This window comes from Actinophytocola sp. (genome assembly GCF_050699915.1).
Lineage (GTDB): Bacteria > Actinomycetota > Actinomycetes > Mycobacteriales > Pseudonocardiaceae > Actinophytocola.
On sequence record NZ_JBOHGA010000029.1, the window covers coordinates 1 to 23,657 of the forward strand.

22 protein-coding genes and 1 pseudogene are annotated in these 23,657 nt (G+C 70.7%); 13 read left to right on the plus strand and 10 right to left on the minus strand.

The window, feature by feature from the left end:
• Positions 1-646: pseudogene (locus ACRDSK_RS08115) on the plus strand (MFS transporter); the annotation flags it as partial.
• On the opposite strand, the gene ACRDSK_RS08120 reads toward ACRDSK_RS08115, so the two are convergent.
• Positions 615-2,033 (minus strand): CCA tRNA nucleotidyltransferase, encoded by a 1,419-nt coding sequence (locus ACRDSK_RS08120; RefSeq protein WP_431439375.1) that lies wholly within the window; start codon positions 2,031-2,033, stop codon positions 615-617. The pseudogene ACRDSK_RS08115 and the gene ACRDSK_RS08120 overlap by 32 nt on opposite strands.
• Positions 2,034-2,155: 122 nt before the next feature.
• On the opposite strand from ACRDSK_RS08120, the gene ACRDSK_RS08125 reads away from it, so the two are divergent.
• From ACRDSK_RS08125 to ACRDSK_RS08165, 9 genes are all read left to right on the plus strand, one after another.
• On the plus strand, positions 2,156-2,704 hold the full coding sequence (locus tag ACRDSK_RS08125) for an NUDIX hydrolase (protein ID WP_431439333.1): 549 nt from the start codon (positions 2,156-2,158) through the stop codon (positions 2,702-2,704).
• 6 nt (positions 2,705-2,710) lie between these two features.
• The gene (locus ACRDSK_RS08130; protein ID WP_431439334.1) at positions 2,711-4,873 is read left to right on the plus strand and encodes a DUF6049 family protein; all 2,163 of its coding nucleotides are present in this window, start codon (positions 2,711-2,713) and stop codon (positions 4,871-4,873) included.
• A 22-nt stretch (positions 4,874-4,895) separates the two neighbouring features.
• The gene (murJ, locus tag ACRDSK_RS08135) at positions 4,896-6,518 is read left to right on the plus strand and encodes a murein biosynthesis integral membrane protein MurJ (RefSeq protein ID WP_431439335.1); all 1,623 of its coding nucleotides are present in this window, start codon (positions 4,896-4,898) and stop codon (positions 6,516-6,518) included.
• 80 nt (positions 6,519-6,598) lie between these two features.
• On the plus strand, positions 6,599-8,149 hold the full coding sequence (locus ACRDSK_RS08140; protein ID WP_431439336.1) for a protein kinase family protein: 1,551 nt from the start codon (positions 6,599-6,601) through the stop codon (positions 8,147-8,149).
• 53 nt (positions 8,150-8,202) lie between these two features.
• A complete protein-coding gene (gene sigM, locus ACRDSK_RS08145; protein ID WP_431439337.1) occupies positions 8,203-8,829 on the plus strand; it encodes an RNA polymerase sigma factor SigM in 627 nt (208 codons plus the stop codon).
• Positions 8,826-9,620 (plus strand): hypothetical protein, encoded by a 795-nt coding sequence (locus ACRDSK_RS08150; RefSeq protein WP_431439338.1) that lies wholly within the window; start codon positions 8,826-8,828, stop codon positions 9,618-9,620. The genes sigM and ACRDSK_RS08150 overlap by 4 nt, the downstream gene beginning before the upstream one ends.
• A 146-nt stretch (positions 9,621-9,766) precedes the next feature.
• The gene (gene trxB, locus ACRDSK_RS08155; RefSeq protein WP_431439340.1) at positions 9,767-10,774 is read left to right on the plus strand and encodes a thioredoxin-disulfide reductase; all 1,008 of its coding nucleotides are present in this window, start codon (positions 9,767-9,769) and stop codon (positions 10,772-10,774) included.
• A 40-nt stretch (positions 10,775-10,814) separates the two neighbouring features.
• On the plus strand, positions 10,815-11,144 hold the full coding sequence (gene trxA, locus ACRDSK_RS08160) for a thioredoxin (RefSeq protein WP_431439341.1): 330 nt from the start codon (positions 10,815-10,817) through the stop codon (positions 11,142-11,144).
• Between the two features lie 203 nt (positions 11,145-11,347).
• On the plus strand, positions 11,348-12,493 hold the full coding sequence (locus ACRDSK_RS08165; protein WP_431439343.1) for an N-acetylmuramoyl-L-alanine amidase: 1,146 nt from the start codon (positions 11,348-11,350) through the stop codon (positions 12,491-12,493).
• A gap of 55 nt (positions 12,494-12,548) precedes the next feature.
• Here the strand turns inward: ACRDSK_RS08165 and ACRDSK_RS08170 are convergent, their stop codons facing one another.
• Positions 12,549-13,178, minus strand: a complete 630-nt coding sequence (locus tag ACRDSK_RS08170; RefSeq protein WP_431439344.1) for a GNAT family N-acetyltransferase — start codon at positions 13,176-13,178, stop codon at positions 12,549-12,551.
• A 196-nt stretch (positions 13,179-13,374) separates the two neighbouring features.
• Here ACRDSK_RS08170 and ACRDSK_RS08175 point away from each other — a divergent pair, with 196 nt between their 5' ends.
• Together ACRDSK_RS08175 and ACRDSK_RS08180 are read left to right on the plus strand one after the other, a co-directional pair.
• On the plus strand, positions 13,375-14,694 hold the full coding sequence (locus tag ACRDSK_RS08175) for a PLP-dependent aminotransferase family protein (protein ID WP_431439345.1): 1,320 nt from the start codon (positions 13,375-13,377) through the stop codon (positions 14,692-14,694).
• An 87-nt stretch (positions 14,695-14,781) separates the two neighbouring features.
• Positions 14,782-15,744, plus strand: a complete 963-nt coding sequence (locus ACRDSK_RS08180) for a D-alanine--D-alanine ligase family protein (RefSeq protein ID WP_431439346.1) — start codon at positions 14,782-14,784, stop codon at positions 15,742-15,744.
• 54 nt (positions 15,745-15,798) lie between these two features.
• On the opposite strand, the gene ACRDSK_RS08185 is transcribed toward ACRDSK_RS08180, so the two are convergent.
• The 8 genes from ACRDSK_RS08185 to rpmH form a co-directional block, all read right to left on the minus strand.
• Positions 15,799-16,788: a ParB/RepB/Spo0J family partition protein gene (locus ACRDSK_RS08185; RefSeq protein ID WP_431439347.1), complete on the minus strand. Its 990-nt coding sequence runs from the start codon at positions 16,786-16,788 to the stop codon at positions 15,799-15,801.
• A 5-nt stretch (positions 16,789-16,793) separates the two neighbouring features.
• Entirely contained in the window at positions 16,794-17,696 is a 903-nt protein-coding gene (locus tag ACRDSK_RS08190) for a ParA family protein (protein ID WP_431439376.1), read from the minus strand.
• A 73-nt stretch (positions 17,697-17,769) separates the two neighbouring features.
• A complete protein-coding gene (gene rsmG, locus ACRDSK_RS08195) occupies positions 17,770-18,477 on the minus strand; it encodes a 16S rRNA (guanine(527)-N(7))-methyltransferase RsmG (protein WP_431439349.1) in 708 nt (235 codons plus the stop codon).
• 53 nt (positions 18,478-18,530) lie between these two features.
• Positions 18,531-19,184, minus strand: coding sequence for a protein jag (locus tag ACRDSK_RS08200; RefSeq protein ID WP_431439350.1), 654 nt, complete (start codon positions 19,182-19,184; stop codon positions 18,531-18,533).
• 34 nt (positions 19,185-19,218) lie between these two features.
• Positions 19,219-20,415: a membrane protein insertase YidC gene (yidC, locus tag ACRDSK_RS08205; RefSeq protein ID WP_431439351.1), complete on the minus strand. Its 1,197-nt coding sequence runs from the start codon at positions 20,413-20,415 to the stop codon at positions 19,219-19,221.
• A 4-nt stretch (positions 20,416-20,419) separates the two neighbouring features.
• Positions 20,420-20,764 (minus strand): membrane protein insertion efficiency factor YidD, encoded by a 345-nt coding sequence (gene yidD / locus ACRDSK_RS08210; protein ID WP_431439377.1) that lies wholly within the window; start codon positions 20,762-20,764, stop codon positions 20,420-20,422.
• Positions 20,765-20,787: 23 nt separating this feature from the next.
• Complete coding sequence (gene rnpA, locus ACRDSK_RS08215) at positions 20,788-21,174, minus strand: ribonuclease P protein component (RefSeq protein ID WP_431439352.1); 387 nt, start codon at positions 21,172-21,174, stop codon at positions 20,788-20,790.
• A 4-nt stretch (positions 21,175-21,178) separates the two neighbouring features.
• A complete protein-coding gene (gene rpmH / locus ACRDSK_RS08220) occupies positions 21,179-21,316 on the minus strand; it encodes a 50S ribosomal protein L34 (RefSeq protein WP_291413802.1) in 138 nt (45 codons plus the stop codon).
• 509 nt (positions 21,317-21,825) lie between these two features.
• On the opposite strand from rpmH, the gene dnaA reads away from it, so the two are divergent.
• A complete protein-coding gene (gene dnaA, locus ACRDSK_RS08225) occupies positions 21,826-23,370 on the plus strand; it encodes a chromosomal replication initiator protein DnaA (RefSeq protein WP_431439353.1) in 1,545 nt (514 codons plus the stop codon).
• Positions 23,371-23,657 lie beyond the last annotated feature (287 nt).

The following is a 23,657-nucleotide window of genomic DNA, read 5'->3' on the forward strand; positions in this document are numbered from 1 at the left end:
GCCGGACACCGCGGTCGCCGCGGTCGCGCACGGGCTCTTCGACGGCGCCCGGGTCGCCGCCCGCACGCCCAGCGTCGCGGCCGGGTTCTGCGCGCTGCTCGCGCACCGGGCGTCGTTCGGCATCTCGCTGCTGCTCACCGTGCTGCTGATGCGGTTCAGCTTCGAGGACTTCGGTCCGATCGAGGCCGGGCTGCCCGGCCTCGGCGTCGTGCTCGGCGCAGGCGCGGTCGGCATCTTCGTCGCCGGGCTGACGACCGCGCGGCTGGTCACCGGCCTCGGTCGCAAGCGGACCGTGCTGGGCGCGCTCGGCCTCGCCGCGCTCGCGCAGCTCGGGCTCGGCCTGCCCATGGTCCTGCCGACGGCACTCGGCGCGGCGTTCCTCATCTCCTTCGCCGGCCAGGTGGTCAAGCTGTGCGTGGACGCCGCCGTCCAGCGCGACATCGGCGACGAGACCCGCGGCCGGGTGTTCGCGCTCTACGACATGCTGTTCAACATCACCCAGGTCGTGGCCATCGCGATCGCGGCCGCGATGATCCCCGCCAACGGCGAGTCGGCCACGCTGATCGTCATCGCGACCGTGCTCTACCTCGTCGGCATGGTGGGCTTCGAGGCCGTCACCCGCCGGGGGGCGGTTCGGACGGGCTGATGCCCTGCTCGGCGGCCCAGCGGCGCAGCTCCGCGACCGCCTCGTCGTGCTCCAGCGGGCCACGGTCGAGCCGCAGGTCCTTGAGGAACCGCCAGGCCTGGCCGACCAGCGGCCCCGGCGGCAGTCCGAGCAACCGCATGATCTCGTTGCCGTCGAGGTCCGGGCGCACCCGCGCCAGGTCCTCCTCGGCGGCGATCCTGGCGATCCGCTCCTCGAGGCCGTCGTAGGTGCGCTGCAGTGCGGCCGCCTTGCGCCGGTTGCGGGTGGTGCAGTCGGCGCGGACGAGCTTGTGCAGCCGGGAGAGCAGGGGACCGGCGTCGGTGACGTAGCGGCGCACCGCCGAGTCCGACCACTCGCCGCGGCCGTAGCCGTGGAACCGCAGGTGCAGGTACACCAGCTGGGCCACGTCCTCGATGATCTCCTTCGAGTACCGCAACGCCCGCAACCGTTTGCGGGTCATCTTGGCGCCGACCACCTCGTGGTGGTGGAAGCTGACCCCGCCGCCCTGGACGAGCCGTCGGGTCGGCGGCTTGCCGATGTCGTGCAGCAGCGCGGCCAGGCGCAGCACCAGGTCCGGCCCGGCATCCGGGTCCTCGAGCGCGATGGCCTGGTCCAGCACAACCAGCGAGTGCTGGTAGACGTCCTTGTGCTGATGGTGTTCGTCGATCTCCAGCCGCATCGCCGGGACCTCGGGCAGCACGTGCTCGGCGAGCCCGGTGTCGACCATGAGCTCGACGCCGCGCCGCGGGAACGCACCGCACAGCAGCTTCGACAGCTCCGCCTGGATCCGCTCGGCGGTGATCCGGGTGAGCTCGTCGCGCATGTCGCGGATCGCGGCCAGCACCCGGGGGGCCGGCGTGAAGCCGAGCTGGCTGACGAAGCGGACCGCGCGCATCATCCGCAGCGGGTCGTCGGCGAAGGACTCCTGCGGGGTGGCCGGGGTGTCCAGCCGCCGCTTGGCCAGCGCGGAGAGCCCGTCGTGCGGGTCGATAAATGTCCTTGTCGACAGGTCGACAGCCATCGCGTTGACCGTGAAGTCGCGCCTGACCAGGTCGTCCTCGATCGAGTCGCCGAAGTGGACCTCGGGCTTGCGGCTCTTCCGGTCGTACGTGTCGGCCCGGAAGGTGGTGATCTCGAGCTCCGTGCCGTGCCGGCGCGAGCCGATCGTGCCGAAGGCTATCCCGGTGTCCCAGACGGCGTCCGCCCACCCGGTGACCAGCCGCCGGATCTGCTCGGGGCGCGCGTCGGTGGCGAAGTCGAGGTCGTTGCCCAGCCGGCCCAGTACGGCGTCGCGCACGGTGCCGCCGACGAGGTAGAGCCGGTGCCCGGCCGTGGCGAAGCGCTGCGCGAGCTCCTCGGCCACGGGAAAGTGCAGGCGCTCCACCATTGCATCGGGTCGGGTCAGGTTGGACACGGGGAACGAGCGTATCTGGCGGGTCTGGCCGCGGCGGGCACCGGCCGCCGGGCGAAGGCGGACCCGGCCACGAGCGCCACACTACGATCGCGTGCATGCCCTCGTCGTCCGGCAGGCCCCGGGGCGCCCGGTCGGGGCGCCGCGGACGACGTCGCGGTCGGCGGATGGCGGCGGTCGACGAGACGTCGGCGGGTGGCGTGGTGATCTCCGACGACCGGACGAGCGTGGCGCTGATCGGCCGGTTGGACCGGCGCGGCCGGCTGCTGTGGTCGCTGCCGAAGGGCCACATCGAGGAGGGCGAGACGCCCGAACAGACCGCGGTGCGAGAGGTCTCCGAGGAGACCGGCATCCTGGGCGAGATAATCCGACCACTCGGCACGATCGACTACTGGTTCGTCGCCGACCGACGCCGGATCCACAAGACGGTGCACCACTTCTTGATGACCGAGCGCGGCGGCGAACTGTCCGACGAGGACGTCGAGGTGACCGAGGTCGCCTGGGTCCCCATCGACGAGCTGGAGGAGCGGCTTGCCTACGCCGACGAGCGCCGGCTGGTGCTGCGCGCGCTCGAACTGCTCGGCACCCACGCGTCCCCGGACGGCACGGCGCCCGACGAGGAGCCGGCCAAGGCGGACGGGAGCTGAGCCGTCGTGACGAGGTGGAAGGCGGGCGCGGGCCTGTTCGCGACGGCGCTGCTGGCGCTCGCCCCCGCCGCGGTCCCGGCCGCGGCCGACCCGATCGGGCACGCCGTGCCGCAGCGGGAGGGCACCCAGCCACTGTCGCTCGAGGTCGAGTCCATGACTCCGCGGGTGATCACCTCGAGCACCCCAGAGCTGACCGTCACAGGCCGCATCACCAACACCGGCGACCGGCGGGTCGACGAGGTCCGCGTGAAGGTGCAGCGCGGCGAGCCGGTCGAGGGCGACACGCAGCTGCGTGACCTGGCCGACCTGGACACCGACTCGGCCAGCTCGCCGTTCGTGGACGTGGCCGACGAGCTCGACCGCGGCGACAGCGTGTCGTTCAGGGTCACTGTCGCGGTCCGCGGCGCCGAGCAGTCGCTCGCGCTGTCCCGGCCCGGCGTGTACCCGGCCCTGGTCAACGTGAACGGCCGGCAGGAGTACAGCGGGCAGGCCCGGCTCGCGGTGGTCTCGCTGCCGCTGCCGGTGCTGTCCGTGCCCGGCGGCAAGGCGGCGCAGCGCACGCCGTCCCCGCCCGGACTGACGTTCCTCTGGCCGATCATGGACACCCAGCCGCGCCGGCTGCCCACCACCGACGGCCAGGTCGTGCTCACCGACGACGGGCTCGCCGAGTCGCTGTCGGTCGGTGGCCGGCTGTTCGGCCTGGTGAACTCCGTGACCACGGCCGCCGCGGCGAACAGCGCGCTGCTGGGCTCGATGTGCTTCGCGGTCGACCCGGACCTGCTGCAGACCGTCGACGCGATGACCCGCGGGTACAAGGTGCGCGCCGAAGGCGGGCGGACGGTCGCCGGCACGGGCGAGGCGGCGGCCGAGGACTGGCTGAACCGGCTGAGCGAGCTGGCCGTCGGCCAGTGCGTGATCTCCGTGCCCTACGCCGACGCCGACCTCGTCGCGCTGTCCCGCTCGTCCGCGGTGGACCTGTCCGAGCTCGCGCTCGGCAGCTCGTCGGTCGTCTCGCAGCTGCTGTCGGTCAAGCCGGCGACGGAGCTGTTCTGGCCGGCGGGCGGCTCGGTCGACCAGCGCACGCTCGTCGACCTGGCCGCCAACGGACCGACCACGCTGCTCGCCGACCCCGGCCACCTGCGGGACGTCAAGGGGGCGGCGCCCTACCGGATCAACAGCCCGCACACCGCCAACCCGGTGCGCGCGCTGCCGGTCGACGCGCTGCTGTCCCGGACGCTCGCGCCCGTGTCGGGCAGCGGCGACCTCCAGGACGGGCTCGCCGCGCTCGCCTTCCGGACCCTGTTCGACACGCGCGCCGCGGACCAGGTCATCGTGGCGCCGCCGCGGCGGTGGACGGCCTCGGCCACCGACCTCGACCTCTACCTCGACCTCGCCGGCCGGCTCTTCGACGGCGGCTACGCCACCCCGCGGTCGCTGGTGCAGGCGCTGTCCGGCGCGGACCGGGGCACCGCGGCCGGCCTGACGTACACCCCGCAGGACAGCGCGCAGGAGGTGCCGCGCTCGGTCACCACGGACGTGCGGCGCATCAACGCGACCAAGCGCGACCTGCTCGACGCCATGGTCGACGACAACACCACCGACGTCGACCCGAACCAGCTGCTCTCCCCGATGCAGTACGGCCTGCTGCGCGGCGTGTCCACGGCCTGGCGCGGCCGGCGCGAGCAGGCGACCGCGTGGGTCGAGTACGTCGACCAGCAGCTGGCCGCGCTGTGCGGCAAGGTGGTCGTGAACGACCCCCGCCGCCCGCTGACGCTCGCCTCCGGAGAGAGCCCGATCCCGGTGAACATCACCAACCAGCTGCCGGTGGCGATGGTCGTCCGGATCAGGCTCAACGCGACGGCGGGCCTGCGGCCGGTCCCGTTCACCGACATCCGGATCCCGCCGCTGTCCTCGCGCAACCCGCTCATCCCGGCGGAGGTGATCCGCGCGGGCCGGTTCACCGTGGACGCCTCCCTGACCACGCCGGGCGGCACGCAGCTCGGCAGCACCGCGCGGCTGGAGCTCACGTCCACCTCCTACGGGTTCATCACGGTCGCGATCACCGGCGTCGCGGGCGGCGTGCTCGTGGTGCTGGTGGTGTTCCGGCTCTTCCGCCGGGTGCGCGCGGCGCGGGCCGGGACGAGGGACGAGGTCGTCGTTGACTCCTAGCCGCGGTACAGAATCGACGACCATGACCGGGCAGAGCGGCGAGCAGCCCTCGCTGGCGCGCGCCAGCGGGTCGATGGCGATCGCCACCCTGGTCAGCCGGATCACCGGGTTCGCGTGGAAGGTCATGCTCGCCTGGGCGGCGAGCCTGGGCGTGGTCAACGACTCGTTCACCGTGGCCAACACGCTGCCCAACATCATCTACGAGCTGCTGCTCGGCGGAGTGCTCGCGAGCATCGTGGTGCCGTTGCTTGTGCGCGCACAGGACGACGAGGACGGCGGCGCGGCCTACACCCAGCGGCTGCTGACGGTCGCCATGACGATGCTGCTGGGCGCGACGGTCATCGCGGTCGCCCTGGCTCCGCTGTTCACCCGGCTCTACATGGACGGCTCGACCGGCGAGGCCAGTCCCGAGCTCGCCACGGCGTTCGCCTACCTGCTGCTGCCGGAGATCGTCTTCTACGGCCTGTTCGCGCTGCTGTCGGCGATCCTGCAGGCCAAGCACGTGTTCGGGCCGCCCGCGTGGGCGCCCGTCGCGAACAACGTGATCGTCATGCTGACGATCCTGGTCTACGCGCTCGTGCCGGGCGAGATCTCGCTCAACCCGGTTCGGATGGGCGACGCGAAGCTGCTCGTGCTCGGCATCGGGGTCACGTTCGGCATCGCCGTGCAGGCGATCGTGCTGCTGCCGGCGTTGCGCCGCATCGGGTTCCGCTTCCGCTGGAACTGGGGCATCGACGCCCGGCTGCGCGAGTTCGGCGGGCTCGCGCTGTGGATCGTCGGGTACGTCGCGGTCAGCCAGATCGGCCTGGTCTTCACCATGCGGGTGCTGACCGCGGGTGCCTCGGGCGGTGCGGCGATCTACTCGAACGCCTGGCTGCTCTTCCAGCTGCCCTACGGCGTCATCGGGGTCTCGCTGCTGACCGCGATCATGCCGCGGCTGAGCCGCTCGGCGGCCGACGGCGACACGGCCAAGCTCGTCGACGACCTCTCCCTCGCCGGGCGGTTGTCGACCGTGCTGCTGGTGCCGCTGAGCGCGGTGCTCACGATCGCCGGCTCGGCCATCGGCGTCGCGTTGTTCAACTACGGCAACGCCGACGTCGTCGACGCGCGCCGGCTGGGCGACGCGCTGGCCTTCTCCGCGTTCGGCATCCTCCCGTACGCCCTGGTCATGTTGCAGCTGCGGGTCTTCTACGCGATGAAGGACGCGCGCACCCCGACGCTGATCATGATCGTGATGACGCTGGTGAAGATCCCGCTGCTGTACCTGTGCCGCGACCAGCTGCAATCCGAGCACGTGGTGATCGGCGTGCTGCTGGTCAACTCGCTGACGTTCGTCGTCGGCGCGGTGCTCGGGCAGATGTGGCTGTGGGTGCGGCTGGGTCGGCTGCAGAGCATGCGGGTGGTCCGGGTGATCGTGCAGAGCGTCGTCGCCGGCGTCGCCGGCGTCCTGCTCGGGTTCGGCGCCGGCCTGCTGGCCGGCATGGTGCTGCCCGACGGTTTCGGGGACACCGCGACCGCCTGGGTGCTGTTGGTCGTCCAGGGTCTGGTGACACTCGTGGCGACCTTCGGCTTGCTCGTCGCGTTCAAGGTGCCCGAGCTCGACCCGGCGTTGCGACGAATCACCCGACTGGTGCGTCGTAGGTAGGGACAAAGAGCGGCGATAACCCCCGCGACTCACGTAGGCTCATTTCGATCGGCCAACGAGAAGGGTGTCCGGCGAGAGCAGTGACCACGAGGCGAACCGACTCCCCGGCGGGAGAGTTGAGCCCCGGCGGTGGCGCCGGGGAGAACTTCCTGTTGCCGGGCGCCGTGATCGGCGAGGGGCGCTACCGGCTGCTCGCCCAGTTCGGCATCGACGAGCGGGTGAACGCGCACCTGTGGCGTGCCCGCGACAACCAGCTGCGCCGGGACGTGGCGCTCACCGTGCTCGTCGGCGAGCCCGGTGACGCGACCCGCGCCCAGGACGCGCGGCGCACGCTCGAGCGAGCCATGCACGCGGCACGGTTCAGCCACCCCGGGATGGCCCGGGTGCTGGACGTGCTGAGCCTCGGCAACGGGGTGGCCGCCGACGAGGGGCTGCTCGGCATCGTGGTCGCCGACTGGTCGACCGGCACCGACGTGGTGGACCTCGTCGCCGAGCACCCGCTGCCGCCCGCGACCGCCGCCCGGCTGCTCGAGCCGCTCGCCGCGGCCGTGGAGCGCGCACACGTCGCCGGCCTGGTGCTGGGCGTCGACCACCCGCAGCGGATCCGGGTCACCCCGGAGGGGGCGCTGCGCCTGGCGTTCCCGGGGGCGCTGCCCGAGGCCGTGCCCCGCGACGACGTCAAGGGCCTCGGCGCGATCCTGTACCTGCTGCTCACCGGCCGCTGGCCGCTGCCTGGTGGGCCGGCCGCCATCCCGGATGCGCCGGTCGCGCCGGACGGCTCGATCGTCGCGCCGGAGACGCTCACCCCGGTGCCGCACGAGCTGTCCGCGGTCGCGCTGCGCAGTCTCGAGGACACCTCGATCGGCGGCATCCGCAACAGCGCGACGCTGCTGGCGGTGCTCGGCGAGGCCGCCCGGTCGGCCGAGCAGACCGAGCACCTGCGGCCGGTCGTGCCGGGCGCGGAGGACGACGAGGGGCCGGTGTGGACCACCCGCCCGCCGGTCGAGGACCGGTTGAAGCGGCGCAAGCTCGCCATCGGCGTCACCGCGCTCGCCGTGGCCACCGTCGGCGTGCTCGCCTGGGCGGGCATGCTGCTGATCGACTTCTTCGGCGACGACACCGGCAGCTCGAACGCCCCGGTCACGATCACCCAGCCGCCGCCGGAGGAGGGCGAGAGCACGCCGCCCAAGCCGCAGGCGGCCGGCCCGATCGACCCGGCCGGCGTGTCCGAGTACAACCCCGAGGGCGAAGAGGACGACGAGCAGGACGCCAGCAACGTCACCGACGGCGACGTCGGCACCCTCTGGGAGACCGACACGTACAAGCAGCAGTTCCCCGCGCTCAAGCCGGGCGTGGGGATCATGGCGGCGTTCGCCGACTCGGTCCGGTTCGCCGCGGTGGAGATCGACTCGCCGAGCCCCGGCACGGTCGTCGAGATCCGCACCGCCCCGTCGCCGGATCCGCAGCTCAGCGAGACGAAGGTGATCGCTAAGGGCGAGCTGCAGGACGGCAAGACGCGCATCGAGCTGCCCACGACCGAGCCGACGCAGTACCTCATCGTGTGGGTCGCCCAGCTGGCCGACGGCAACCAGTCCTCGCTCGGCGAGCTGTCCTTCGTCCGCGCCAAGTGAGTGTCCGGGGCCACACCTCTGGTAGCTGACCGGCCGCCCGATATCCTCATCGCGTGACCACCGCCGCCAGCTCGGACGCCGATCTCATCGCGGCCCATGCCGCCGGTGACCCGCGTGCCTTCGCTGAGTTGGTCCGCCGCCACCGGGACCGGATGTGGGCCGTCGCGCTGCGCACGCTGCGCGACCCGGAGGAGGCGTCCGACGCGTTGCAGGAGGCGTTCATCTCGGCGTTCCGCGCGGCCAGCTCGTTCCGCGCGGAGTCGCAGGTCACGACGTGGCTGCACCGGATCGTGGTCAACGCCTGCCTGGACCGCGTGCGCCGCAAGCAGGCCCGGCCGACCGTGCCGCTGCCCGAGACCGGTCCCGGCGAGCCGGCCGCCCCGCGCGACTCGATGTCCGAGCGGGAGACCCGGCTGGTCGTGCAGAACGCGCTGAGCCAGCTGTCGGAGGATCAACGGGTGCCGATCGTGCTGGTCGACGTCGAGGGTTACTCGGTCGCCGAGACCGCCAAGATGCTGGGGATCGCCGAGGGAACCGTGAAGAGCCGGTGTGCTCGCGGACGGGCCAAACTGGCCAAAGTTCTCGGTCATCTCCGGAACCCCGATGGAGACGGCAGCGTCCCAGATGGCGCAGTTGAAGGGCGAGGTGTGCCGGCTAGGCGCCGCTGGGAGGGACGATGACGGACAGCGTGAAGGGGCCCGGTGGGCCCCCGTGGTCCGTCGACCTCCTCGCCGACCTGCACGCCGGTGTCCTCGACCCGGCCGAGTCCGCGCGGCTGTGGCCGCAGGTCAACGCCGACCCCGAGGCGCGAGCCGTGCTGGCCGCGCTCGACGAGGTCACGGTCGGTCTCGGTCAGCTGGGCACCGCCCCGGTCGAGCCGATGCCGGCTCAGTACGCCGCCCGGCTCGACGCCGCGCTGCAGGCCGAGGCCCGGGCCAGTGGCCGGGTGGCCACCGCCACGCCGCCGCCACCCCCGGTCGCACCCGTTGTCGACCTCGCCGCCGCACGCAGGCGCCGTGGCCGGATGGCCGCCTGGAGCGCGGGCGTGCTGACCGCGGCGGCCGCCGCCGCGGCGATCGCGTTCGTCGCGCTGCCCGGCAACCAGACCGGCGGCACGCCGAGTGCGCAGGACGGCAACACGCCGACGAACACCGAGGCGCCGGAGGGGAGCGCGGAAGCACCGCTCGCGCTGTCCGAGAACAACCTCGGCGCCGCGATCGGCCAGCTCACCGGCGACACCGACTACGGGCAGCTGGGCGACGAGCAGGGCCTGCGCGACTGCCTAACCGCACACGAGCTGCCGGCTCCGGACTCGCCGCTGGGCGTCAGCCCGGTGACCCTGGACGGCCAGGAGGGCGTCGCCGCGCTGCTGGGCGCCGGCCAGCCCGGCAAGTTCCGGCTGGTGGTCGTCGAGCCGACCTGCACCACCGACGACCCGGGCACGGTCCTCGCCGACACCGTGATCCCCTGACCGACAGACACCGGAGAAAGGCCGCGGGTACGCCCGCGGCCTTTCTTCGTGCTCGGTGCCGCCCGTCACCCGACGCCGCGGAACAACGGACGCCTACGATCGCGTTGAAGCGCATGTAAGTCATCGCGCCCCATCCCGGAGGTCAGATGCCCACCGACAACACCGCGCAGCCGGTCCGCAACGTGATCGTCGTCGGCTCCGGTCCGGCCGGTTACACGGCCGCCGTGTACGCCGCGCGAGCGCAGCTCGAGCCGCTGGTGTTCGAGGGCTCGCAGTTCGGCGGCGCGCTGATGACCACCACCGACGTGGAGAACTACCCGGGCTTCCGCGACGCGATCATGGGCCCCGACCTGATGGAGCAGATGCGCGCCCAGGCCGAGCGGTTCGGTGCCGAGCTGCGTGCCGAGGACGTCGAGCGACTCGAGCTCGAGGGCCCGGTCAAGTACGCGACGGTGAACGGGGTCCGCTACGGCGCGAAGGCGATCATCCTCGCCATGGGCGCGGCCGCGCGGTACCTGAACGTGCCGGGCGAGCAGCGGCTGCTCGGGCACGGCGTGTCCGCCTGCGCGACCTGCGACGGCTTCTTCTTCCGCGACCAGGACATCGCGGTGGTGGGCGGCGGCGACTCCGCGATGGAGGAGGCCACGTTCCTCACCCGGTTCGCGCGGTCGGTCACGATCATCCACCGGCGCCAGGAGTTCCGCGCCTCGAAGATCATGCTGACGCGGGCCCGGGCCAACGAGAAGATCCGCTGGCAGCTGGACTCCGCGGTCACCGAGGTCCTCGGCGAGAGCTCGGTGACGGGCGTGCGGCTGCGCGACACCAACACCGGCGAGGAGTCGACGCTGGACGTGACCGGCGTGTTCATGGCGATCGGCCACGACCCCCGCAGCGGCCTCGTCGCCGGACAGCTCGACCTCGACGAGGACGGCTACGTCCGGACCAAGCCGCACACGACCTACACCGGCATCGACGGCGTGTTCGCCTCCGGTGACCTGGTGGACCGCACGTACCGTCAGGCGGTCACCGCGGCCGGCTCCGGCTGCTCGGCCGCGATCGACGCCGAGCGCTGGCTCGCCGAGCACGAGGAGGAGTCCGAGGCGCACGTGGCCCCGGAGCTCGTCGGCGGCGGCTACGCACCCACGCGCAACTGACTCGTCCCCACCACACGTCCCACCACAACGAGGAGAGAAGATGGCCGGAAACACTGTCGTCGTGACCGACGCTACGTTCGCCGACGACGTGCTGAGCAGCGACGTGCCCGTACTCGTGGACTTCTGGGCGACGTGGTGCGGCCCGTGCCGGATGGTCGCCCCGGTGCTCGAGGAGATCGCCGGCGAGCACTCTGACAAGATCAAGATCGCCAAGCTCGACGTCGACGCGAACCCCACCGTGGCGCGCGACTACCAGGTGCTGTCGATCCCCACGCTGATCCTGTTCAAGGGCGGCGAGCCGGTCAAGCAGATCGTCGGCGCGAAGCCGAAGGCGGCGCTGCTCGCGGATCTGTCCGACTACCTGGGCTGACACGCAACCGTCGGCACCCTTGGTGACGTCCAAGTGATGTGGGTCGGGTGTCGGGGGTCACTGGACAGACGCACCATGTGACCCTCCGCGCCGGACCCACACCGGCAAGGCACAATGGGTTCGCAGTAGTTCGCGATCGCCAAGCTGGCGTCGATGTCACACGCGCCGACCACGAGTCGGTGCCCGACCCGAGCGAGGGGTGCATGCGGGTACTCCGCCGTGGTGAGGACGGTCCGGCCGTAGCCGAGGTCCGGTCCACGCTGACAGCGCTTGGACTGTTGCCGTCAACCAACGGTGCGGGGTCGGGGTCACTGTTCGACGAGGCGGTCGAGCACGCGGTACGCACCTTCCAGCAGATTCGGGGCTTGATCACCGACGGCGTGGTCGGCCCCGCGACCTACCGGGCGCTGCGGGATGCCACCTACCAGCTGGGCGCGCGCCCGCTGGCCTACCTGGTGTCGGCCCCGGTCTCCGGCGACGACGTGCTGACGCTGCAGAACCGGCTGCTCGAGCTGGGCTACGACGCCGGCCGCCCCAACGGCGTGTTCGGCGCGCAGACCGAGGCGGCGCTGCGCAACTTCCAGCGCGACTACGGGCTGGGCGTGGACGGCATCTGCGGGCCGGAGACGCTGCGTGCACTGCGCCAGCTGTCCCCGCGAGCCCGCGGCGGCTCGCCGGTGCTGCTGCGTGAGCAGGAGCGCGTACGCAAGGCCGGCCCACGGCTGCGCGGCAAGCGGATCGTCATCGACCCGGGCCACGGCGGCCCGGACGCCGGCGTGCTGGTTCGCGACATCCGCGAGGCCGACCTGGTGTGGGATCTGGCCAGACGGCTCGAGGGCCGCATGGTCGCCACCGGCATGCAGGCCCTGCTCTCCCGCGGCCGCGACCAGTGCCCGACCGAGGCCGACCGGGCGCACTTCGCGAACGACGTCGGCGCGGACCTGTTCCTGTCGCTGCACAACGACGCCAACCGCTCGCCGCTGGCCCAGGGCGTGGCGAGCTTCCACTTCGGCACCGCGGACGGCAGCACGTCCACGATCGGCGAGACGCTGGCCGGCTTCATCCAGCGCGAGCTGGCCGTGCGCACGGGGCTGCGGGACTGCCACGCGCACCGCAAGACCTGGGACACGCTGCGGCTCACCCGCTGCCCGGCAGTGCGCATCGAGATCGGCTACCTGACCAACGACGAAGACCGGCGGCGACTGGCCGACCCGGCGTTCCGCGACGTGGTCGCCGAGGGCATCCTCGTCGCCGTCAAGCGGCTGTACCTGCTGGGCGAGAACGACCAGCCCACGGGCACCTTCACGTTCGAGGACGTGCTCCGCCACGAGCTGGCGAAAGCCGAGTAGCGCACAGCCTTATCCACACCCGCACCACGTTGTCCACAGCCAACCTGTGGACAACTCAGCGCTGCAGTACCGGGCTCGCCGTGCTGACCGTGACGGTTCCGAGGAGTCGCTCCAGGGCCGCCTCGACGTCTTCCTTCCACGAGATCGCGCTGCGCAGCTCCAGCCGCAGCCGCGGCCACCGCGGGTGCTGGCGGACGGTCTTGAAGCCGACCCGCAGCAGGAAGTCCGCGGGCACCACACAGGTCGGCTCGTCCTCGTCCGGGCGGGCATCGCCGAAGGCCTCGATGGCCTTCACGCCGCGACGGGTCAGGTCCTTCGCGACCGCCTGGATCAGCATCCGGCCCATCCCGCCACCCCGGAACTCCGGGAGCACGTGGAAGCCGGTCAGCAGCACGGCGTCCGGGCTCGGCGGCGACGTGGGGAACGCCGAGGCACGCGGCACGGCGGTCGGCGGGGCGTACAGCACGAAGCCCACCGGCAGCTTGTCGCTGTAGACGATGCGACCGCAGGAGCCCCACTCCAGCAGCACGCTGGAGACCCAGGCCTCCTTCTCGAGCTCGGACGTGCCGAAGTCGTCCGCCTGCTCGCGCAGGTGCGGAGCCAGCTCCCAGAACACGCACCCTCTGCTGTGTTTGGGCAGATCCTCCAGGTTGTCCAGCGTGACGCCGATGACGCGTCGCGACACCCTGTACCTCCCCACACGGTGTGCATGCCTCGCGGTGCGGAACAACGCGCTTCACGTCCGACCGTGCAACGCGTACCGCTTGCCAGGATAAGCCCACTCCAGCGGGATGAGAAACAGTCCGGGGCGGATCAAGGTGGCGGTTACACTCGATCGATTACTCGCACCGACCCCCAGCACCGATCCGCACGGAGCCCGCATGACCTCGGTGGGACCACCGCCCGACAGACCGGGCGGCCGCAGTCTCGATCCCCATCTGCGCAGGTACGCGGCTCGCGCGGCCGGCATGACGGCCTCCGAGGTACGGGCCCTCTTCGCGGTGGCGAGCCGGCCCGAGGTCGTCTCCCTGGCCGGTGGCATGCCCAACCTCACGGCGCTCCCGCTCGACTCGCTCTCCGCCGAGATCGCGGACCTGGTCCGGGCGGACGGGCTGGTGGCGCTGCAGTACGGGTCCGCGCACGGGCTGCCCGAGCTCCGCGACCAGATCTGCGAGGTCATGGCGCTGGAGGGGGTGCGCGGTCATCCCGACGACGTCGTGGTGACGGTCGGCTCCCAGATGGCGCTCGACATGGTCACCCGGATCTTCTGTGATCCCGGTGACGTCGTGCTGGCCGAGGGGCCGTCCTACGTCGGCGCTCTCGGCACGTTCACCGCCTACCAGGCCGACGTGGTCCACGTGGCGATGGACGAGCACGGTCTGGTGCCCGAGGCGCTCCGCGAGGCGCTCACAGCCTGTGCGGCGGCCGGCCGGCGGGTCAAGTTCCTCTACACGATCCCCAACTTCCACAACCCCGCCGGCGTGACCCTGAGCGTGCCGCGCCGGACCGAGATCCTCGAGATCTGCGCGCGGCACCAGGTCCTCATCGTCGAGGACAACCCGTACGGGCTGCTGGGCTTCGACGGCCAGACCTACCCGGCGCTGCGCTCGATGGACCCGGACAACGTGGTCTACCTCGGGTCGTTCTCGAAGACGTTCGCCGCCGGGCTGCGGGTCGGCTGGGCGCTCGCCCCGCACGCGGTGCGCGAGAAGCTGATGCTCGCGGCGGAGTCGGCCACGCTGTGCCCGCCCACGCTGAACCAGATGATCGTCTCCCGCTACCTCGCGACCCACGACTGGCGCGGCCAGATCAAGTCGTTCCAGCAGGCCTACCGGGACCGCCGGGACGCGATGATCGCCGCGCTGGAGCAGTACCTCCCCGAGGGCTGCTCGTGGACCGTGCCGGACGGCGGCTTCTTCGTGTGGCTGACCGTGCCGGCGGGCGTCGACACCAAGGCGATGCTGCCCCGCGCGGTCACCGCCCGCGTCGCGTACGTGTCCGGCACGGGGTTCTACGCTGACGGCCTCGGCAGCCGCCAGATGCGGTTGTCGTTCTGCTACCCGACCCCGGAGCGGATCACCGAGGGAGTGCGCCGGCTCGCGGCCGTGCTGGCCGACGAGCTGGAGCTCGCCCAGACGTTCGGCCCGATCAACCAGCGGCCGGGCTCCGGCCCGCAGGTGCCCACGCCGGACACCGCATAACCGCCTTGCGCGGCAGACGAACCGCGGTCGCGGAGCACTGCGTACGGTCACAATGGACAGTCCGTTGTGGATGGTGAGGAGCGTCTGGTGTCCGATCGTTGTGTGGCGGTGCTGTCCGGCGGGCTCTCTCACGAGCGAGACGTATCGCTGCGGTCGGGCCGCCGGCTTTCCGCGGCGCTGCGCTCGGTCGGCGTGACCGTCGAGGAGTGGGACGCGGACTCGGCGCTGTTGGCACGACTGCGCGAGACAAGGCCGGACGCCGTCGTGGTCGCCCTGCACGGCGGTGAGGGCGAGGGCGGCTCGATCCAGACGGTGCTCGAGATGCTCGATGTGCCGTACGTGGGTGCCGACTCGCACGCCTGCCGGCGGGCCTGGGACAAGCCGACCGCGAAGACTGAGCTGACCCGCGCCGGCCTCGTGACGCCGGACTGGGTGGTGCTGCCGCACGCCACGTTCCGGGAGCTCGGCGCGCAGCCGGTGCTGACCGCGATGGTCGACCGGCTGGGCCTGCCGATGATGCTCAAGCCGGAACAGGGTGGCTCGGCGCTGGGCGCGCAGGTGGTGCGCGACGCGGCGGATCTGCCGGCCGCGATGGTCGGCTGCCTCGCCTACTCCGAGACCGTGCTCGCCGAACGGTTCGTCGAGGGAGTCGAGGTGGCGGTGACCGTGATCGACGGGCCGGACGGGCCCGAGGCGTTGCCGGCCGTGGAGATCGTTCCGGAGTCGGGCGTCTACGACTACACCGCCCGCTACACCGCCGGGCTGACCAACTTCCACACGCCGGCCCGGCTAGACGACCGCGCCGCGGCAGCGGTCGCCGACCTCGCTGTCGCCGCGCACCGGTTGCTCGGGCTGCGCGACGTGTCGCGGACCGACGCGATCGTGGCGGCGGACGGGACGGTCTACTTCCTGGAGGTCAACTCCTCGCCGGGGCTGACCGAGACCTCGCTCCTGCCGATGGCGATCGACGCCGCGGGCCGCTCGCTCGGCGACATCTACGCGGCTCTGATCGAGCGAGCGGTCGACCGATCGCGCGCTGACGCCGAGTGATCGAACGAGCACCCATCGCCATCGTCACCGTGACGTAAGTGCCTGGGGTGATCCCTAATCGGAATTCGATGTCCGATTAGTCCCGTTTTTCGCCATCAGCTCGACGATCCGCTCGAGATCGTCAACTGACCCGAACTCGACCACGATCTTGCCCTTGCGGCGGCCGAGTTCGACCTTCACCCGAGTGTCGAACGTGTTGGACAGTCGCTCGGCGACGTCCTGCAGACCCGGCGCCTGCATCGGCTTGCGCGGCGCCTGCTTCGGCTTCGGCGGCGCGGCGTTCTTCAGCAGGGTGACGGCTTCCTCGGTGGCCCGCACCGACAGCCCTTCCGCGACGATCCGTGCGGCCAGCTCCTCCTGCGCGCCCGCGTCCTCCAGTCCGAGCAGCGCGCGGGCGTGGCCGGACGAGAGCACGCCGGCGGCGACCCGCCGCTGCACGGGAAGGGGGAGCTTGAGAAGCCGGATGGTGTTGGTGATGGCCGGGCGGCTGCGCCCGATGCGCGAGGCGAGCTCCTCGTGCGTCACCTCGAACTCTTCGAGCAGCTGCTGGTAGGCCGCCGCCTCTTCGAGCGGGTTCAGCTGAACGCGGTGGATGTTCTCCAGCAGCGCGTCGCGGAGCATCGCGTCGTCGGTGGTCTGCCGAACTATGGCCGGGATGGTGGCCATCTCCGCCCGCTGCGCCGCACGCAGTCGTCGCTCGCCCATGACGAGCTCGTAGGCGGCGGTACCAGACTCGTCACCGAGCTCCCGCACGACGATCGGCTGCATGAGGCCGAACTCGCGGATCGAGTGCTCGAGCTCGCCCAGTGACTCCTCGTCGAAGACCTGGCGGGGCTGCTTGGGGTTCGGCCGAATCGCCTCGGTCGAGATCTCCCGGTAGACGGCACCGGCCACCACACCGCTCGGCGCCGGCTCGGTGGCGCCGCCCTTTGCCGACCGGGACGGTGGCGTCGGCAGCTTCACCGCGCCCTCGGGCGTCCCGGCCGGTCCCTGCGGGATCAGTGCGGCGAGGCCTCGGCCCAACCCACCCTTGCGTTCAGTCATCGGTATTACTTCTCCTCGCCGAACCCGCGTTCGGCCATCTCCCTCGCCGCGTCGAGGTAGCTCATCGCTCCCCGGGAGCCGGGGTCGTACGCGAGCACCGTCTGGCCGAAACCAGGTGCTTCGGAGACCTTCACGCTCCTGGGGATCACAGTACGCAGGACCGTGTCACCGAAGTGTTTGCGAACCTCCGCCGTCACCTGATCGGCGAGCTTCGTACGCCCGTCGTACATCGTGAGCAGGATGGTCGACACCTGCAGGTTCGGGTTCAGGTGGTTCTGCACCAGCTCGATGTTGCGCAGCAGCTGCGAGAGACCTTCCAGCGCGTAGTACTCACACTGGATCGGGATGAGCACCTCCTCGGCCGCGACCATCGCGTTGACGGTCAGCAGGCCCAGCGAGGGCGGGCAGTCGATGAACACGTAGTCGGGGCTCAGCTCGTCCAGCGCGCCGGTCGGCAGCGCCTCCTTGAGCCGGGACTCGCGACCCTCCATCGACACGAGCTCGATCTCCGCACCGGCGAGGTCGATCGTGGCCGGCACGCAGTAGAGGTTGTCCGACTGGTCGCTCACCGCGGCAGCGTCCGAGAGGGACACCTCGCCGATCAGCACTTCGTAGATCGAGGGCACGCCGGACCGGTGGTCGACCCCGAGCGCGGTGCTGGCGTTGCCCTGCGGATCGAGGTCGATCACGAGGACCTTGAGCCCGTGCATGGCGAGCGACGCGGCGAGGTTCACCGCACTGGTCGTCTTGCCGACGCCGCCCTTCTGGTTCGCCACCGTCATCACGCGCCGCCGCGGCGGCTTGGGAAACGTGTCCTTCGGGTGCAGCATGCGGGTCGCGCGTTCGGCTTCTTCGGCGATCGGCGTCCACCCGGACACCGCCTCCGCGGCCTCGACCGTCTCCTGCATGGCACTGTCCGACTGCTGAACGTGTCGTCCACTCACTGGTTGACCCACCTCGGTTTCACGTGAAACAGCATCGCTAAGACTGATCCTTCCTCGCTCGCCCCGTCCGGCGACTACGGACTCCCGGACGCCCTTGCGTCTCGACACGCTCCACAACGATGACAGTCGTCGGCACCTCCAGCACCTCGACCCCGCATCGCTCGATAATCGGGAGCGAGCCACCGGCCCGCCGAACCGCGGCGCCGTCGCGAGTCACCTCAGCCGTCGCGGTCTCACCTTTGAGCGCGACAAGCCGGCCACCCTGTCGAAGCAGGGGAGCGGTCCAACTCCACAACCGGTCGAGCGGAGCGACCGCCCGTGCGGTGACGACATCGGCACCCGCCAGCCGCTGCTTGATGGCCGGCTCCTCGGCACGTCCGCGGACCACGGTCGCCGACAGCTGGAGTGCCTCGATGACTTCCTCGAGCCACGTCACGCGACGGGCCATCGGCTCCAACAGTGTGACGTTCAGATCCGGTCTCGCCAAGCACAGTGGCACACCCGGTAGCCCGGCGCCCGATCCGATGTCGATGACTCGCGCGCCGCTGGGGATCCGCTCGCCGACCACGGCCGAGTTCAAGAGATGGCGATCCCACAGCCGATCGACCTCACGGGGTCCGATCAGGCCTCGCTCGATGCCGACGGCGGCGAGCAGTTCAACGAACCGCACCGCCGCCGGCATGGCGTCGCCAAAGATGGTCGAAGCGGACTCCGGGGGAGCGGGCGCTGATGGCTGCTCTGCCACCCTCGCAGTCTCCTCGCTTGGTCCGTTGTTTCACGTGAAACGAAGCGAGCGTGTCAGGGCTTGCGGAACACCACGACGCGTCGCCGGGGGTCCTCGCCCTCGCTCTCGCTATGCACGCCGTCCACCGCGGCCACCGCGTCGTGGACGACCTTGCGCTCGAACGGCGTCATCGGCTGCAGCCGGACGCGGTCCTCGCCGGCGAGCACGCGCTCGGCGGTGGCCTTGCCCAGATCCTGCAGCTCCTGTCGACGGTCCGCGCGCCAGCCCGCGATGTCAAGCATCAGCCGGCTACGCGTCCCCGTTTCCTGCTGCACCGCGAGCCGAGTGAGCTCCTGGATCGCCTCGAGCACGTTGCCCCGCGGGCCGACGAGCTTCTCCAGATCGTCGCCGCCGTCGATGCTCACCACCGCCCGGCCGGCCTCGACGTCGAGGTCGATGTCGCCGTCGTAGTCGACGAGGTCGAGCAGCCGCTCGAGATAGTCGCCGGCGATGTCGCCCTCTCGAACGAGGAGATCCTCGCTCGAGCTGCCCGAGCGATCCTCGCCGTCGTCGTCCTCATCGTCCTCGTCGGCGTCTTCCGCGACTGTGTCCTCGTCAGCCTCCGATTCGGCGATCACCTCGCTGTCCGCGGCCGCCTCAGCCGCGGTCTCCCCAGCTGGCTTGTCCTCGTCGTGCTCGGTCCCCGACTCCTGCACCGTCTCCGGCACGGCCTTCTCCTCTCCAGGCCCGGAGGCCGCCACCTCAGCGATTCTTCCGGCCTGTGTTCTTCTTACGGGAACGGTCTGCACCCAGACCGGACACTGTGCTGCCGTCGCCGGCGGTCTTGTCCGCGGCGCCGTTGCCGGACGACCCGGGAGTGTTGCCGGCCGGCTTCGTCTCGCCCGCCGGCTTCGCGGTGCCCGGCTTGGCGGTACCCGGCTTCGCGATGCCCGGCTTGGCGGTGCCGCCCGACTTCGTCGTGCCCGGCTTCGCGGTACTCGACTTCGCGGTCCCACCCGGCTTGGTCGTGTCGCTGGGCTTGGTCGTGCCACTGGGCTTCGCCGTGCCGGCCGGCTTGGTGCCGGACTGCTGCGTGCCGGCCGGACGCCTCTTGGCCTGGTTCGGCCGCTGGCCCGGCTTCGGCGCGAGGTTGCTCCGCTTCTCGATCGCCTCGGACTTCTTCTGCTCCTCCTCGGCGTCGATCCGCCGGTACACGATCCGCTGCTGTGCGAGCGTCCACGTGTTGTTCGCGAGCCAGTAGAGCAGCAGGCCGATCGGGAAGAAGAAGCCGAAGACCAACACACCCAGCGGGAAGATGTAGAGGGTGAGCTTGTTCATGATCGCGGTCTGCGAGGTGGCCGCCTCGGGGTTCTGCCGCGTCACCGAGTGCCGTGCGGTGAGGTGGGTCAGCGCGGCCGCGAGGACCATCAGCGGGATCGACACGATGATGACCGCGGTGCGGTCCGCGCCCAATGCGTCCAGCGCCGCCTGAGGCTGGGTGATGAAGTTCGACAGCCGTGCGCCGAAGATGTTCGCGTCGATGTAGGACGCCACACCCTGCTCGTCGAAGAAGTAGTTCTCGGTGTGGCCCGGCTGGAACGAACGCAGCACGTGGTACAGACCGATGAACACCGGGATCTGCAGCAGCATCGGCAGGCAGCCGCCGAGCGGGCTGAACCCGTGCTCGCGCTGGAGCTTCTGCATCTCCTGCGCCTGGCGCTGCCGGTCGTTCGCGTACTTCTTCTGGATCTTCTTCATCTCGGGCGCGAACTCCTGCATCGCGCGCATCGAGCGGACCTGCTTCACGAACGGCTTGAACATGATCGCGCGCAGGGTGAAGACCAGGAACATGATCCCCAGCGCCCAGGCGATGCCGCTGGAGTCCCCGAACACGTGCCCGAACACCCAGTGCCAGCACCACAGGATGAAGGACACGGGGTAGTAGATGAAGTCGAGCACTGAGCTACTCCTTGCCGAGGGTGTGGCGGGTCGGGCTCGGCGTTCCCGTCCCGTCGCGGTCAGCGTTCGTGGGCGCGGTGTTCGTGGGCCCCGTGCGGCGTGGCGGCACCGGGTCGTAGCCGGCGCGACCCCACGGGGCGCAGCGGGCGAGCCGGTGGATGGTGAGCCAGGAGCCCCGCAGCGCGCCGTGCGTGGTCAGCGCCTCGACTGCGTACGCACTACAGCTCGGCTCGAACCGGCACGTGGGGGGAAGGACCGGCGAGATCCAACGCCGGTAGAAGTTGATGGGCACGAGCAGCACCCGCGCCACGGGACCGGGCCTGCGGGTGGGCTCGCTCGTACCGCGCACGAGGTCCGTGTCCTCGGTGACGCTCACTGCCCACCACCGTCATCGCCGACCGCGAGTCGCAACCGCCGGAGGGCGGAGTCGATGTCCTTGCCGAGCTCGGCACTCGTCGCCTCGGCCGCGGGCGGGAGCGCTCGTACGACCAACGTGCAGCCGGGCGCAACGGTTCCGAGCCGACTGCGAAAGAGGTGTCGCAGGCGCCGCGTGACACGGTGGCGCAGCACGGAGTTCCCCACGGCCTTGCTGACGACGAAACCGACCCTGGTGTCGCCGGACCCGGCCACACCGAGTCGAGCGACCTCTTCGGCCGTGATCGCATGAACGACGAGCCTGGGCCGGCCCACTCGCCGGCCCTTCCTGGTCACCAGCCGAAAGTCGTCGCTACCGGTCAGTCGTGCGGACGCGGGGAGCACGCACTCAGGCGGACAGGCGCTTGCGGCCCTTGCCACGGCGAGCAGCGAGAATCGCCCGCCCGGCACGGGTGCGCATGCGCAGCCGGAACCCGTGGGTCCGCGACCGGCGGCGGTTGTTCGGCTGGAAAGTACGCTTGCTCACGGTGGATCTCCCGGTACTGGCTCGCCAAGTCCTAGTCCCCCCGCCGACGATCGGCGTCCCGGCCACAACGCCCGGTTACCGACGGACGGCGCGCAGAACCCACCCACACCTCGCGGGAGACCTTACAAGGCTACGCACCCTCGATCAGCGAGTTCAATCCGGGTGTCCGTTCACCGGCTGACGAAGGCCGGTCGGCGACACGCCGCACACGCCAGATGCTTGCTAGCGAACACATCTTGTGGCATAGCGCGGCGCTTGTTAGCGTGCGTGCTCTTGGTTGGCCAGATGGGAGTGGGAGCCCTACTGCGCCGCGCAAGTTATGTCGGACCTCCGGCGGGTACCGCTGCGGTTCGTCGTACCTTCGTGCACAGTTGTGGACAACCCTGTGGATGCTTCCCGTAGTCGGGGCGCGACCGAGCTCACCTGTGGTGAGCGGTTCGGGGTGGGTCGGAGGGTTGGACATGACCGAAGGCCGACGAGGGGAGGGGAGCTCGTAGGTGTCCGAGCAAATGAACTTGGGTGTGGTGTGGGAACAAGTCGTGCGGGAACTTTCCGCCGGCACACTTTCCCCCCAGCAACGCGCGTGGATGCGTGTCACGCGACCGATCGGCCTCCTCGACGGCACCGCGCTCCTCGCCGCCCCGAGTGACTTCGCCAAGGACGCGATCGAACGGGCGCTCCGCGAACCGATCACCGACGCGCTCTCCCGCCGGCTCGGCCGCGCGGTCTCGCTCGCGGTGAAGGTCGAACCCATGCCGGCGACCGTGACCGCGCCCGCCGCACCGTCCAATGGGGACACAGGCGTCGAGGGCGCGCGGCTGCCCGACTCGCCGCTGCCGCGGACCCCGATCCTGCCGCCCGTCGGCGACACCGACGGAGAGTCCGGCGACTCCGACGGAGACGAGGTGGACGAGGAGGGCGAGGCGCTCGCCACCGTCCACGAGATCTGGCCGACGTTCACCGGCGGCCAGCCCTCGAGCGGACAGCCGTTCACCGCGCCGGCGCAGCCGCAGACGTCGAAGACCCGGCTCAACGAGAAGTACACGTTCGACACGTTCGTCATCGGCGCCTCGAACCGCTTCGCGCACGCGGCCGCGGTCGCCGTCGCGGAAGCGCCGGCCCGCGCGTACAACCCGTTGTTCATCTGGGGCGAGTCCGGGCTCGGCAAGACACACCTGCTGCACGCGGTCGGCCACTACGCGCAACGCCTCTTCCCCGGCATGCGCGTGCGGTACGTGTCGACCGAGGAGTTCACCAACGACTTCATCAACTCCCTGCGCGACGACCGCAAGGTCGCGTTCCAGCGGCGATACCGCGACATCGACATCCTGTTGGTCGACGACATCCAGTTCCTGGAAGGGAAGGAAGGAACTCAGGAGGAGTTCTTCCACACCTTCAACACGTTGCACAACGCCAACAAGCAGATCGTGGTGTCGTCGGACCGGCCGCCGAAGCGCTTGGAAACACTGGAAGACCGCCTGCGCACGCGGTTCGAGTGGGGCCTCATCACCGACATCCAGCCGCCCGAGCTGGAGACCCGGATCGCCATCCTGCGCAAGAAGGCCGCGCAGGACCGGCTCAACGCACCGGCCGAGGTGCTGGAGTTCATCGCCGCTCGCATCGAGCACAACATCCGTGAGCTCGAGGGCGCGCTGATCCGCGTGACGGCGTTCGCTTCCCTGAACCAACAACCGGTCGACGTCGGTCTCGCGGAGATCGTGTTGCGGGACCTCATCCCCGACTCGCAGATCCCGGAGATCAGCGCCTCGACCATCATGGCGGTCATCGCGGAGTTCTTCTCCGTGTCGATCGATGACCTGTGCGGGCCGGGAAAGACGAAGGCGCTCGCGCAGGCGCGGCAGATCTCCATGTACCTGTGCCGCGAGCTGACCGACCTGTCGCTGCCGAAGATCGGGCAGACGTTCGGCGGCCGCGACCACACGACGGTCATGCACGCGGAGAAGAAGATCCGCAAGGAGATGGCGGAACGGCGCCGGGTCTACGACCAGGTCCAGGAACTCACCTCGCGCATCAAGCAACGCGCTCGAGGCTGACCCGAACTTCCTTGTGTGGCAACGATCTTCGCAGACCCCTTGGCATCACCCGGAAAGGGGATTCATGAGCGTCCCCAACCCTGTGCACGACCTGGGTACGAACCGGGCCAAGTCTGGGGAGCGAGCTGTGGGGAACTGGGGCCGTCGTGTGGACAACTCCGGTGCGCTCGCGAACCATCCACCGACCCGTCGAGCTGTCCACCGGTTCGGCACCTGGTTCATCCACAGCCGAACGCGCCGGGCGACGTGCGCGGACGAGCGTTGTCCACACAATCCACAGGACCTAT